Here is a 13,444-nt window from a genome sequence, read left to right as displayed (position 1 = left end):
TGATGAGCGAACCGGTCAGTCAGGCACGACGTGCCCTGAACCAGACACCGGCCGACCGGATCGTCGGTGGTGTCGCGACCATTCTCGCCCGCTCGTACGGGATCACCGACGTCGAGCTCTACCAGGTCGACTACCGGCTCTCACACCTGCTGCCCCTCACCGAGGGTGACCCCATCACGGGCCCTGGACATCCCGCCTGGCGCTCGTTCGACCACCAGTCGCCGCTGCTCGTCGACGGTGTGGGCTGGTTCCCGGTAAGCATGCGCGGTGAGCGACGGGGAGTGCTGCGGCTCGCGCCGGTCCCGGACGACCCGACAGTTCTCGGCGAGCTGGACGAGATCGCCACCGCGCTGGCCCACGAGCTGGCCGCCGTCTCCGCCGGCACCGACGTCTACAGCACGGCACGGCGCAGCCAGCGCCTCACCCTGGCCGCCGAGATGCAGTGGGACCTGCTGCCCGGACGCAGCCGGATCCGGCCGTCGTTCAGCCTGGCCGGCCAACTCGAACCGGCGTACGCGGTGCGCGGCGACAGCTTCGACTGGTCCGACGACGGGCAGCGGCTGTGGCTGTCGACGGTCAACGGCAGCGGCGAGGGTGTCGCGGCGTCGCTGCTCACCTCACTTGCCACCCACGCCCTGCGCAACGCCCGCCGGGCCGGTTTGAGCCTCGCCGACCAGGCGGCCCTCGCCGACCAGGCGCTCTACGACCTGTACCGGGGCGAGCAGCACCTCTCCGCGCTGCTGATGGAGCTGGACCTGCGCTCCGGGCTGATGACAGTGGTGGACGCCGGCTCCCCCCGACTGGTCCTGCTCCGCGACGGCGAGGTGACCGAGCAGCCCCTGGAGGCGCAGTTCCCGCTTGGCATGTTCGAGGCGACGGACTACCACGAGCAGACGTTCACGCTGGAACGCGGCGACCGGCTCTTCGTGGTCAGCGACGGGGTCCTGGAGGCCACCGGGCAGGACATCCGCTACGGCGAGACGGCGCTTGACCGGTTCCTGCGCAGGACCGGGCCGATGGAGCCGCTGGACGCCGTCCGGTCGCTGATCGGCGACCTGCGGGCGTTCGTGGCCGGCGACCTGGTCGACGACGCGGTGGTGGTCTGCCTGGACTGGACCGGGCCGCAGGCCTGACCGACGCCGTCAGTACGCGCCGCGACTGTTCACCACCGCGCCGAATGTCTTCCACAGGATGGTCAGATCGGCGGCGAGGGACCAGTTCTCCACGTAGTAGAGGTCGAGCCGGATGCCGTCCTCCCAGCTCAGGTCGGACCGGCCGCTGACCTGCCACAGGCCTGTCATGCCGGGTTTGACGAGCAACCGTCGCGCCACGTCGCCGTCGTAGCGGGCCACCTCCGAGGGCAGCGGCGGGCGCGGCCCGACCAGGCTCATCTGCCCCAGCAGCACGTTCGCCAGTTGCGGCAGCTCGTCCAGGGACCACTTGCGCAGCAGCCGGCCGACCCGGGTGACGCGAGGGTCGTCGCGCATCTTGAACATCAGGCCGTCGGTCTCGTTGCGGGCGGTCAGCTCGGCGAGCAGCGCGTCGGCGTTCACCACCATGGTGCGGAACTTGAGAACCCCGAACTCCTGCCCGCCCCGACCGACCCGGACCTGGCGGAACAGCACCGGACCCCGGCTGTCCACCTTGATGGCCAACGCGATGAACACGATCAGCGGCAGCAGCAGCGCGAGCGCCAGTGACGACACCGACCTGTCGACGAAGCCCTTGACCAGCTTGCGCGCGCCCCGGAACTCGGGCGCCTCGACGTGGATCAGCGGCAGCCCGGCGACCGGCCGGGTGTGGATGCGGGGGCCGGCCACGTCGGTGAGCGCGGGTGCCACGACCAGGTCGACGCCCGTCCCCTCCAACTGCCAGCCGAGGCGCCGCAGCCGCGCCGCCGTCAGCTCACCTGAGGCGGTGACCGCCACAGTGTCCGCCCCGATCGCGGTGGCGGCCTCCGGGATGCCCCGGAACGATCCCACCACCGGTACGTCACCGAGACGCTGCGCCACCGGTGCGAGCAGCGCGTCGGGGATGCACGCCCCGACCACCTGGTAGCCGGCGTACGGCTCCCGGCGCAGCGTGTGCACCAGCTCCAACACGTGCGCGGTGTCGCCGACCACGAGCACCTTGCGGGACCAGCCGGCACCACGGGAACGGGCCCGGTGCAGGCGCTTGCGGGCGGCGAAGCGGGTCACCTCGAGCCCTACCGTCCCCACCGCGAAGGAGATGCCGAGGAAGCCTCGGGAGACGCCGACGTCGGCGATGTACCCGGCGATGGCGATCGCCCCGGCCAGCCGCAGGCTTGCGGAACTGACCCGGCGGTACTCGTCCGCGCCGTAGCCGACCACCCGGTCGTCGTAGCAGCCCAACGCCTTCAGCGAGAGCAACCAGGCAAGCACCAGACCAGGGGCCACCAGCACGTACGGGATCTTGGAACCGCTCGGTTCCTCGTCACCGAAGCGGGCGACGTACCCGACGAGCAGCGCGATGATCAGGATGGTGGTGTCCAGCACCACGAGGACCCGGACGTACGAGCGTTCGTCGGCGCGCGCCACCAGGCCACGCGGGCGGGTCTCCGGCGTCGCCGACGTGCTCGACGGGGTCAACAGTGTCGCCGCGCTCACCGGCCCTCCCACTCTGCTCAGGACGGCCCCGGCCGACAGGGCCGACCGGAGGCGGACCGAGGATGCCGGAACACCTCGACATCCTGCCCCGACAACTATGACTGCCGATTGCTTCGGACGTATTGCCGTCACTTTTCTCCACTGCCGGAGCCCCGAATCTTCACCGCCGCAGCAGCGAGAAGGGCCCGTCGTACCGATGGCGGTACGACGGGCCCTTCTGGGCTGTGCGTCGGATCAGCGCGGCGCCGGGGGGCGCCGCGCGATGGCGCTGAGGAAGATGCTGCCGATCTCGCTCGGGTCCTTCGTGACGAAGACGTCGCCACCTGTCACCTTGGTGATCGACTCCAGCTCGGCCTTGCTGACGCCCTCGCCGATACCGATCATGATGACCTGAACCGGCCGCTCCGGATCGGCGATCCGCTTCAGCTCGGCCAGCAGCTGCCCCTGGGAGATGCCGTTGCTGTCCTCGTTCTCGCCGTCGGTGAACAGCACGATCGAGTTGACCCGGCCAGGCTGCCAGTCCTCCTGCACCGCCTTGTACGCCGCCAGGGTGGTGTCGTACAGGCCCGTGTCGCCGCTGGAGGGCTTGATTGTGGCGAGCGCCCCCTCCAGCTGGGCCCGCTGACCGGAGAGCGGACCGATGCCGACCAGCTCCTTGTAGTCCCGGTTGCCTACCAGCTTCGTGGAGAAGGTCCACAGGCCGATCGACCAGGAGTCGTCGAAGAGGCCGAGACCGCGACGGGCCGCGTCCACGGTGACCTCCTCCCGGCTCCGGTTGTTGGCGCTGGGCACCGCTTGCTTCATCGAGCCGGAGACGTCGATGACGGCCAGCATCCGACCGGACTGGGTGGCGATCGACCAGCTGGAGACGACACGCTGTATGGCGGCCGGGTCCAGGCCACCCGCGGCGGTGCCGCCGTTCGCCGGCGCGGTCGGTGCGCCACCGGAGGGACTGGGCGCGCCCTGCGGCGCCTTGAAGCCGTCACCCCAGTTGCCGTCCGGGCCGCGCAGCGACTGCGCGGCCAGCCGGTCACGGAAGCTGGGGCTGGTGAGCAGCTCGAACAGCACCCGGGCCGCGGACGCCTTGCTCGGCTCGATGCCGGGCAGGACCGCGTACGGGTAGTCCAGTGGCATCGGCGCCGGCTCCATGTAGAGCGCGGCGAGCGGCACCGGCGGCTTCTTGCTGTTGTACGCGATCACGTCTTCCTCGGAGAGCGCCGCCGCGCCGAGGCCGCTGGCGATCGACGTCGCGTCGTTCGAGGTCGGGAAGCGGGCCAGCAGGTCGTTGCGCAGCGAGGAACGCCCCGTGGCCAGTGCCCGCAGCGCGCCTACGGTGTTGCGCTGGGCGTTGCCGCCGGCGGCGCTGGCGGCCGCGGTCAGCGAGAGCAGACCGGACAGGCCGGCCGCGTCCCGGGTCGGCTCGACGATGCCGGTACGCAGCGGAGCACCAGTGTTGTTCACCTGCTTGAGCAGGTCCGTCCAGTTGAACTTCTTGTTCGGCCAGCCCAGCCGCGTGGCGATCGGCTGGGGCATCGCCACGACGATCGGACTGCGCGCGATGGACGCGCCGTTCGTCGGGGCGAACGCGCTCGCCTCCTTCTTCAACCTCAGCAGCCAGGTCGAGGAGTCGGGCACCCAGACGTCCGGGCTCACGGCGGTGCCGCTGGCCTGCCCCACGCCGGCGAGTACGGCGCCGTGCTTGGCCGCCACCACCGCTGCCACGTCGACCGGGTCGGACGCGGACACGTCCACCCGGATGCAGGTGGGGCCCACCGCCGCGCCGTCCTTGACCCACTGCGACGCGGCGGCGTCCACAGCTGGCGCGAGTTCGGAGGCGACCGCCACGGCGAGCCTGATCTCGCCCGAGCAGCTGGGCTGGATCAGCTCCCGATAGCCGAACCAGACGCCGGTCGTGACGACGAGCACCGTCGCCGTCGCGGCGGCGGCTGCTAGATGGAGTTTCGAACGCATGCGATGGCGGCCTGCTGACACGGTGACCATCTTGCGTACAACGTGCCGTCCGTGCCACAACCGTTCGGACTAAAGTTACGCAGGAGAGACAGTTGATCGCTGATTAACGACTCAGCGTGATGACGCGGCGTCGGGGTGTTGCCAAACCGGCATAACGTTCACGGCAGCACGCACGTCGGGCTCGGCACCGGCACCGGTTCGCCGACCGGCTCCGGGACACCCGTGTCGGCGTCGAGCCGGAAGATGCGCACCATGTCCGCCCGCTCGTCGGCCACGTACAGATGCTCCCCGATGAACACGAAGTGCCGGGGCCACTCGCCGTCGGTGTCCACCTCCGCCACCAACTCGGGCGACTCCCCCGCGAGGGCGAAGACGGCGATCGTGCCCACCCCCCGGTTGGCCACGTAGAGGAAACGTCCGTCCGGGCCGACGGCGACCTCCGACGGCTGCACGTGACCCGAGCGCTCGCTCGCCTCCACCCGCGCCCGCTGGTGCAACGCGCCGTCGTCGCTCAGCTCGTACGCGGTGACCGAGGCGTCCAGCTCACCGACGAGGTAGCACCGCCTGCCGTCCGGGTGCCGGGCCAGGTGCCGGGGACCGGTGCCGGGCGCCGTGCGTACCCGGGGCGCGCGGGGCACCAGCCGCCCGGTCGCGGCGTCCAGGTCGTACCGGTAGACCGAGTCCGTGCCGAGGTCGACCGCGAGCAGCGGCCCCCGGCCCGGGCCCGGCGAGACCATGTGGGTGTGCGCCTGTTCCTGACGCTCCGGGTCCGGGCCGTGCCCCTCGTGCACCACCAGGTCGCTGCGCTCACCCGGCACGCCCTGCGCGTCGAGCGGGAAGACCGCGACGCTGCCGCCCCCGTAGTTGGCGGCCACCAGGTGACCACCGTCGGGGAGCACCGCCAGGTGACAGGGTTCGGCGCCGCCGGTCGGCCGGCTGCCGAGCGGGTCCAGTGCGCCGTCCGCGCCGACCCGCCAGGCGCTGACCTCGCCGTCCTTGAGCTCGTTTACCGCGTAGAGGACGGGCTGGGTGGGGTGCCGCGCCAGGAAGGAGGGGGACGGGGTGACCGCCACCGTGCCGAGCGGGGTCAGCTCCCCGGTGACCGGGTCGCGGCGGGCCGCGACGATGCCGCTGCCCCGTCCGCCGCTCTGCGCGGTGTAGCCCCCGATGTGGACGACCTCGCTCTGCGCACTCACGTCTCGCCTCTCCGCCGGCTTCCTTCGTCGATCCAACCAGAGGCTGCCCGCGAATCCCGCGCGTTAACCGCTTTGCGGCACCCGGATCGGCGGCGACATCCCGCCGACGCCGATCCAGGTCGACGCGCGCGACTCAGGCGGTCGGCACCGGCTCCCCACGCTGCCGGGCCACGTGCTCCACCAGAGAGATCAACACCATCTTGCCGGACTGCCGGTCCCGGGCGTCGCAGAGCACCATCGGCACGTCCGGGTCCAGGTCGAGCGCCCGGCGTACGGTCTCCAGGTTGAACCGGCGGGCGTCGTCGAAGCAGTTCACGCCCACCACGAAGGGGATGCCCCGCTGCTCGAAGTAGTCGATGGAGGGGAAGCAGTCGGCCAGCCGCCGGGTGTCGGCGAGCACGACCGCGCCGAGCGCTCCGAAGGCCAGCTCGTCCCAGAGGAACCAGAACCGGTCCTGGCCCGGGGTACCGAACAGGTACACCTGAAGGTCCTCGTTGATGGTGATCCGGCCGAAGTCCATCGCCACGGTGGTGGTCGACTTCCCCTCCACACCGGAGATGTCGTCAGTGCCGATGCCCGCCCCGGTCAGCACCTCCTCGGTCTGCAACGGGCGGACCTCGCTCAAGGCGCTGACCAGGGTCGTCTTGCCGGCCCCGAAGCCGCCGGCGATGAGGATCTTCAGCGCCAACGGGATGGTGACGTCGGATTCCGCCTGGTCATAGCGCACGCAGTCCACTGACCACCGCCTTGAGAATGTCGTCGTCGGGGAGGTTGCCGGCCACCGGCGGCTCGTGCACCGCGACCAGGCCCTGGGCGAGGAGGTCACCGAGCAGCACCCGGACGACCCCGACCGCGAGATCCAGCTCGGCCGCCAGCTCGGCCACCGACACCGGCTGGCGGGCCAGCGCGACAAGCCGCCGATGCTCCGGGAGCAGCCGGGGGTGGGCCGTCGGGTCGAGGTCCGAGTCGGCCAGCACGAACGCGACAAGGTCGAAACCGTCGGTCGCGGACCGCACCCGGCCGCCGGTGATGATGTACGGACGCGCCACCGGCCCGGCGTCGCCATCCAGCCACTCGTGCTGGGGCCCGGGCGGCTCAGCCCACGTCACCGTCACCCGCCGACGGTCGGGCCGGCGCGGTGAGGTTCTCTCCCACCCGGATGACGAGCATCGCCATCTCGTAGGCGACCAGGCCGATGTCCGCGTCTGCGTCGCTCACCACGGCCAGGCAGGTGCCCTGCCCGGCGGCGGTGACGAAGAGGTACGCCGACTCCATCTCCACGACGGTCTGCCGGACCGGACCACCGTCGACGTGCCGGCTGGCACCCCTTGCCAGGCTGGAGAACCCGGCGGCGAGGGCGCAGAGGTGTTCGGCATCGGAGCGTTCCAGCTCGGCCGAGGAGCCGAGCAGCAGCCCGTCCGCCGAGAGCACGACGGCCTCCCGGGCGGCTGGGACCCGTTCCACCAACTCGTCGAGCAGCCAGTCGAGGCTGGCGCTCTGCTTCGTCGAATGCGGCACTAGGCGTCCCTCTCAGTCGCGGTAGGGGATTCGGGGGCGGGCGTCGGGGAGGCCACGGGTGCGGCGGCCTCCTGCTCGGCGGCCGTCCCCGGGGGCGGATCGGCGCTGACCCGGCTGGTCGGATCTGCGCGGACCCGTTCGGTGGGGTTCGCCCGGTCGGCCGGGGCCGCCGTGGTGGTCGGGTTCGCCGCGACGGTGGGCGTGTCCACACCCGACGTCGTCGGCGCGGGAGCCGGGGTGACGACCGTGGCGCGCCCCCGGGCGGTGCCGGCCTGGAGGGCCGCCATCACCTGGCGTACCTCCTCGGGCGAGCGGGGCGACGGGGTGTCGTTGACTGTCGAGCGCGGTCGGGTCGCGGGGGTCTGCCGGCGGACCCGCCGGGGCAGGCCGTCCAGTTCGTCACCGGCCGGCGGGGACGCCTCCCCGTCGCCCGGCCCGCGGGCCGGGCGAGCAGGCACGGCGGCGGGCGCGGGACCGGCCGCCGGGGCGTCGGCGGTGACCGTCCGGCCACGGGCGGCCCGGGGGCGCGGAACGCCACCGCGACGGGCGCTGCGGGCCAGCCGTCGGTCCGCGCCGGCCGGCTCGGCGCCCAGCGTGGCCGGGTCGGGACCGGCAGGCGGCTCGCTCGTGATCAGGTCGGCGGGGAGCAGCACCACAGCCGTCACCCCGCCGTCCCCGGACGGGCGCAGGCTCACCCGGACCCCGTGCCGGGCCGCCAGTCGGGCCACCACGAACAGGCCGAGTCGGGCGCTCTGCGCCGGGTCGAACTCGGGCGAGCTGGCCAGCCGGGTGTTGGCGCTCTCCAGCGCCGCGGCGGACATCCCCAGCCCCCGGTCGGTGATCTCCAGGGCGTACCCGTTGGACACCTGCTCCCCCGCGACGGTGACCCGGGTGTCCGGCGGAGAGAACGCGGTCGCGTTCTCGATCAGCTCGGCGAGCAGGTGGATGACGTCGCCGACGGCCCGGCCCAGCACACCGGCCGGCTGTACGGCGGTGATGTCCACCCGGTCGTACGCCTCGACCTCGGACGTGGCGCCCCGGATCAGGTCGACCATCGCGACCGGGTTGCGCCACCCCCGACCGGGCGCGGAGCCGGCGAGGATCACCAGGTCCTCGGCGTGCCGCCGGAGTCGGGTCGCCAGGTGGTCCACCTGGAAGAGCTGGGCCAGTTCGTCCGGGTCCTCGGCGCGGCGCTCCATCCGGTCCAGCAGGTGCAGCTGTCGGTGCACCAGGCTTTGGCTGCGGCGGGCGATGTTGAGGAAGACCTCGTTGAGCCCGCGCCGCAGAGCGACCTCGTCCACCGCGGCCTTCACCGCCGTTCGCTGCACCTCGGTGAAGGCCCGCCCGACCTCGCCGATCTCGTCGTTGCCGTACTCCAGTGGGGGCGCCTCCCGGGCCACGTCTACCTGCTCGCCGCGACGCAGCCGGGCCACGACGTCCGGCAGCCGGTGCTCGGCCAGCTCGAGCGCGGCGGTGCGGACCCCGCTGAGGCGGCGGACCAGCGTGCGACCGACCCGTACGGCCACCAGCACCGAGACCACCACCGCGGCGAGTCCGAGCACACCGGCGGCGGCCAGCCGGACCAGGATCCGGACCGCCATCGGCACCGAGCGGTCGGTGAGGCGGTCCGCCTCGGACAGCTCGAAGTCCCGTAGCTGCTGCTGTACGGCGTCGTGGCTCTCCTGCCACGACGCCGCGTCGACAGGTGGCCGGCCGGTCCGGTTGGCCGCGATCAACGCCTCCTGCATGGCGCGCAGGCTGGTGAACGCCGGGCTCTCGGTCAGCCGCTGGTACGCGACGCGCCCGGCCTCGGGCAGGTCGGCCACCGCGCTCTCGGTGAGCCACCGCTGGTTGCCGATGGCCTGCACGAGCTGGGCGTGCTCGCCCTGGGTGAACCGGCCGGCGGTCAGCACGCCGGCCAGCATGGCGTCGGTCTGGCCGAGCAGTTCCCGGGACCGGCCCAGCGCGGTGAGCGCCAGTGCCTGCCGGTTGATGTCGGGGTCGGTCAGGTTGGCCATCGCGGCGAACGCCTGGAAGGCCGCCGAGACCATGCCGCTGTAGAGGCCGACCGCGCCGGGGCGGTCCATCATCCGGTCGTCGATGAAGTCCCGGCCGCTCGGCAGTGCCGCCAGGGCGGTGAGCAGCCGGTCGACGCGGTCCTCCAGCAGGTCGTCGGCGGCGTCGCGCAGTGCCTCCCCGTCGACCCGGCGACGCAGCTCGGCGACCGCCCGGTCGGTGCGCTGACGCTGCTCGACCAGGGCCGGCAGGTCGGTGGTGCCGGCGAGCTGCACCACCGAGAGTCGGCGTTCGCGTTGCAGTTCGGTGACCACTGCCTCGCCGGGTCGGCCGAGGTCGTACAGCAGGGTGCGGGCGGAGAGCAGATTCAGGGCGGGGCCGAAGGTCAACGTCGTCGCGAAGATCCACAGGGCCAGCAGCGCGGTCACCGGCGCGACCACGAGTGCGGTCAGCTTCGAGCGGATCGGCCAGTCGCGGGTTCTCATCAGACCTCGCCCGTAAGGGGTGGCAGGAGGGGCGCCGGCACCGCCGGGCAACGCACCGGCCGGCTGCGCCCGGCGGCGACGCCGGACACCGGCGCGGGCGCCTTGGGCAGGATACGTAATGACAGCCCTTTGCACTACCGCCCGTCGCGCCGAGATCGACGCTCCGACATTCGGTGGGTCGAGAATGGCCGAACGCCCCGCCGGTGGCCGGCGGGGCGTTCGTCGTGGTGCGGGACGGGTCAGGCGTCGTCGGCGATGCCGAGCCCCTCGGCGACCCGGCGGCCGTAGCTCTCGTCGCACTGGCTCAGGTGCCAGACCATCTTCTCCTGGATGTGCTTGTCGCACTGGCCCAGCAGGTTGGTCATGTTCTTCACCAGGTCGTCGCGCTCCCACTCGGGCATGGTGCGGAACCGCTCGCCGGCCTGGCCGTAGTTGTTCTGCCGCTCGATCGGCGCCCGCATGACCTGACCCGAGACGAACGGGCGGTACTCCCGGTACGAGTCGTCGGCCTCCTGGAGACCGGCCACAGAGGACGGCTCGAAGTTGATGTGCGGGTCGCCGCCCCGGTTGTCCACCCCGTACGACATCTGACCGCCGTCCTGGTTGGTGTTCACCTGGACGTCGGAGCGCGGCGCGTTGATCGGCAACTGGAGGTAGTTCGGACCGACCCGGTAGCGCTGTGTGTCGGAGTAGGAGAACGTGCGCCCGACGAGCATCTTGTCGTCGGAGAAGTCCAGGCCGTCGACGAGCACACCGGTACCGAAGGCGATCTGCTCGTTCTCGTTGTGGAAGTTGGTGACGTTGCGGTTGAGCGTCATCATGCCGACCGGGCGCAGCGCGAAGACGTCCTCCGGCCAGGTCTTGGTGTCGTCGAGGGGGTCGAAGTCCAGCTCGGGGTGCTCGTCGTCGCTCATGATCTGGACGTTGAGCTCCCACTGCGGGTACTCGCCGCGCTCGATGGCCTCGTACAGGTCCTTGGAGGCGTGGCCCAGCTCGCCCGCCTGGATGGCGGCGGCCTGCTCCTCGGTCAGCGACTCGATGCCCTGCTGCGACTTCCAGTGGTACTTGACGAGCACACCCTCGCCTGCCGCGTTGACCATGCGGTAGGTGTTCACCCCGAACCCGTCCTGGGTCCGGTAGTTGGCCGGGATGCCGCGCGGGCTGAACAGCCAGGTCAGCATGTGCATGGACTCGGGCGTGTTGGACATGAAGTCGAAGATCCGGTTGGGCTCCTGGCGGAACGTGACCGGGTCCGGCTTCAGCGAGTGGATCACGTCGGGGAACTTGATCGCGTCCCTGATGAAGAAGACCGGCAGGTTGTTGCCGACCAGGTCCCAGTTGCCGTCCTCGGTGCGGAACTTCACCGCGAAGCCGCGCGGGTCGCGGGTCGCCTCGGAGGAGTCCCGACCGCCGATGACCGTGGAGAACCGCAGGCTCACAGGCGTCTTCTTGCCCCGGGTCTGGAAGAGCTTGGCGCGGGTGTACGTCGAGGCCGGCTCGTCGCCGATCGTCCCGTACGCCTCGAACTCGCCGTGCGCGACGAAGCCGCGCGCGTGCACCACCCGCTCCGGGATGCGCTCCCGGTCGAAGTGGCTGATCTTCTCGAGGAAGTGGTAGTTCTCCAGCGTCGCGGGACCGCGTGACCCCACCGTCCGCTGCTGCTGGTTGTTGTGCACGGGGTGACCCTGCCGGGTGGTGAGGGTCGGCTTGCCGGCCGGTGACTCGCTCATCGCCCCACTCAAGCGCGCTTTCTGGAATGAGTCAAGTTTTTGCCCGCCGCAGGGACGTGGGCCACGTCAGCAAGGGGACGGGCGGGCGTTATCCGGACAGCGGACACAGCGCGGCAAGGAAATTGCCCCGGATCGGGATTGGCGATCAGTGCGCCGAGGGAATACCAGGTGACGAAGGAGGAGCCCATGTCGTCCACGCAGATAATCGTCATCGTGCTCGTCGTGCTGGTGGTCGTCGCGGCGCTGGCCGTGGCCGTCCGGTCGCTTGGTCGCCGCCGCGCGTTGCGCGACCGTTTCGGCCCGGAGTACGACCGGGTGGTGGCCGAGCAGGACAGCCGGTCCGCCGCGGAGCGCGAACTGCGCGACCGGGAACGCCGGCACGCCGAGCTCACGCTCACCCCGCTCACCCCTGAGTCCCGGGCTCGGTACGCCGAGGCCTGGGAGGAACTCCAGGTCCGCTTCATCGACTCCCCGGGCGAGACCGTTGGCGACGCCGATGAGCTGGTCACCCGACTCATCGAGGAGCAGGGCTACCCCACCGGGGACTTCTCCGACCAGATCGCCCACCTCTCCGTCGAGCACGCCCGCACCCTCACCAACTACCGGGACGCGCACGAGATCCACCTGCGCAACTCGCGGGGTGAGGCGAGCACGGAGGAGCTGCGCCAGGCGGTGGTGCACTACCGGGCGCTCTTCACCGACCTGCTCGGTACGGAGTCGGCAGGTCACCACACGCCCGAACAGCGCCACCCGGACACCCCGCACGACGCCACGAGCCGCTGAGGAGGCCACCGATGCGCCAGGAAGAGCAGCAGGTGAGCAACGACCACCCGGAGGCCGTGCGGTCCGCGCCGGTTCCGGTACCACCATCAGGTGACCGTGCCGGCCACGCCGACCTGCCCGAGGACGCTCTGGACGAGCGGGGCACCTTCGACGAGTCGGCCACCGGTCACGAGCGGGCCGACGACACCGAACGGGGCACCCTGAACGACGACGAACGGGGCGACGACACCGACCTGCGCGACAGGCGGGACGACCGGGCCACCGACGAGGGCGGCTTCCACGAGCCGGGGCCGCTGCCGACCGCGTTCGGCGCCACCACTGTGGCTGACGCGGTGGCCGCGTCCGCGCTGGCCAGCCCTCGTCCGCAGGACCAGCCGGACCCGCGGGCCGAGCGGACCGCCGAGCCGGGCGACGGCGCCGAGGATGGCGAGCGTGAGGGCCTGCGGGCCGACCCGACCGCCGAGCTGCACCGCCGCGACGTCGACGTGGACGACACCGACGTCGACCGCACCGCCGCCCACCGCGCCGACGTCGACCGGGTCGACGCGGCCACGGCGGGCGCGGCCGGCTACGGCAGCGCGGCGCCGGAGATGGTCGACCCGGACGCCGACGCCGAGCCGGTCACCACCGACGACACCAGCACCTCGCTGGAGTCGGCCGGGACGTCGCGGCCCGTCGGTTCGACGGTCGCGGCCGAGCCGGCGACCCTCCTCGACGCGGACTCCGCGCAGGGCTTCCGGGACCGCTGGCGCGACGTGCAGCTGCGTTTCGTCGACGATCCGCACGCGGCGGCCGGCGAGGCGCAGGCGCTTGTGGAGGAGGCCATCCAGGCTCTCTCCTCGGCGCTGGCGGCGCAGAAGACCACGCTGGGCGGCTGGCAGGACGCCGGCTCGGCGGACACCGAGCAGCTGCGGATGGCGGTCCGCAACTACCGCGACTTCCTGGACCGGGTCCTGGGTCGCTGAGTCACGGACGACCACCGAGCGCCCCCGCCGCAACGGCGGGGGCGCTCATTGCTGTCGACCCGACGTGACCGCCCGAGACCGACCGGAACACACCAGAGAGGGCGTGCAGGCGTGAGACGGCGCGAACGGGGTAATAGGGCGCGCGCGCTAAAC

The 13,444-nt window shown here is 71.8% G+C and carries 11 protein-coding genes; 3 read left to right on the top strand and 8 right to left on the bottom strand.

Going from position 1 to position 13,444, the window contains the following annotated elements; genetic code table 11:
- The first annotated feature begins 2 nt into the window (after positions 1-2).
- On the top strand, positions 3-1,133 hold the full coding sequence (locus ACFY1S_RS21575) for a PP2C family protein-serine/threonine phosphatase (RefSeq protein ID WP_387120789.1): 1,131 nt from the start codon (positions 3-5) through the stop codon (positions 1,131-1,133).
- Positions 1,134-1,142: 9 nt separating this feature from the next.
- On the opposite strand, the gene ACFY1S_RS21570 is transcribed toward ACFY1S_RS21575, so the two are convergent.
- The 8 genes from ACFY1S_RS21570 to ACFY1S_RS21535 all read right to left on the bottom strand — a co-directional run bounded on the left by ACFY1S_RS21570 (position 1,143) and on the right by ACFY1S_RS21535 (position 11,543).
- On the bottom strand, positions 1,143-2,627 hold the full coding sequence (locus tag ACFY1S_RS21570) for a sugar transferase (protein ID WP_364373747.1): 1,485 nt from the start codon (positions 2,625-2,627) through the stop codon (positions 1,143-1,145).
- Between the two features lie 234 nt (positions 2,628-2,861).
- Positions 2,862-4,619, bottom strand: a complete 1,758-nt coding sequence (locus ACFY1S_RS21565) for a substrate-binding domain-containing protein (RefSeq protein WP_387120786.1) — start codon at positions 4,617-4,619, stop codon at positions 2,862-2,864.
- Positions 4,620-4,756: 137 nt separating this feature from the next.
- Complete coding sequence (locus tag ACFY1S_RS21560) at positions 4,757-5,794, bottom strand: lactonase family protein (protein WP_387120783.1); 1,038 nt, start codon at positions 5,792-5,794, stop codon at positions 4,757-4,759.
- A 133-nt stretch (positions 5,795-5,927) separates the two neighbouring features.
- Positions 5,928-6,530: an ATP/GTP-binding protein gene (locus ACFY1S_RS21555; RefSeq protein ID WP_387120780.1), complete on the bottom strand. Its 603-nt coding sequence runs from the start codon at positions 6,528-6,530 to the stop codon at positions 5,928-5,930.
- On the bottom strand, positions 6,511-6,903 hold the full coding sequence (locus ACFY1S_RS21550; RefSeq protein WP_387121105.1) for a DUF742 domain-containing protein: 393 nt from the start codon (positions 6,901-6,903) through the stop codon (positions 6,511-6,513). The genes ACFY1S_RS21555 and ACFY1S_RS21550 overlap by 20 nt, the downstream gene beginning before the upstream one ends.
- Positions 6,890-7,312 carry a roadblock/LC7 domain-containing protein gene (locus ACFY1S_RS21545; RefSeq protein ID WP_387120777.1) on the bottom strand — a complete coding sequence of 141 codons (423 nt, stop codon included), beginning with the start codon at positions 7,310-7,312 and terminating at the stop codon, positions 6,890-6,892. Before ACFY1S_RS21545 ends, ACFY1S_RS21550 begins: the two co-directional genes overlap by 14 nt.
- The gene (locus ACFY1S_RS21540; protein WP_387120774.1) at positions 7,312-9,813 is read right to left on the bottom strand and encodes a nitrate- and nitrite sensing domain-containing protein; all 2,502 of its coding nucleotides are present in this window, start codon (positions 9,811-9,813) and stop codon (positions 7,312-7,314) included. The genes ACFY1S_RS21545 and ACFY1S_RS21540 overlap by 1 nt, the downstream gene beginning before the upstream one ends.
- A 239-nt stretch (positions 9,814-10,052) precedes the next feature.
- A complete protein-coding gene (locus tag ACFY1S_RS21535; RefSeq protein WP_387120771.1) occupies positions 10,053-11,543 on the bottom strand; it encodes a catalase in 1,491 nt (496 codons plus the stop codon).
- 186 nt (positions 11,544-11,729) lie between these two features.
- Between ACFY1S_RS21535 and ACFY1S_RS21530 the strand changes: the two genes are divergently transcribed.
- Complete coding sequence (locus tag ACFY1S_RS21530) at positions 11,730-12,326, top strand: hypothetical protein (protein ID WP_387120768.1); 597 nt, start codon at positions 11,730-11,732, stop codon at positions 12,324-12,326.
- Between the two features lie 11 nt (positions 12,327-12,337).
- Complete coding sequence (locus ACFY1S_RS21525) at positions 12,338-13,291, top strand: hypothetical protein (RefSeq protein ID WP_387120765.1); 954 nt, start codon at positions 12,338-12,340, stop codon at positions 13,289-13,291.
- Positions 13,292-13,444 lie beyond the last annotated feature (153 nt).

Source organism: Micromonospora sp. NPDC000663, assembly GCF_042898105.1.
Classification (GTDB): Bacteria; Actinomycetota; Actinomycetes; order Mycobacteriales; family Micromonosporaceae; genus Micromonospora.
Note: the sequence above shows the minus strand (reverse complement) of the source record. Positions and strands in the feature narration are given on the sequence as shown.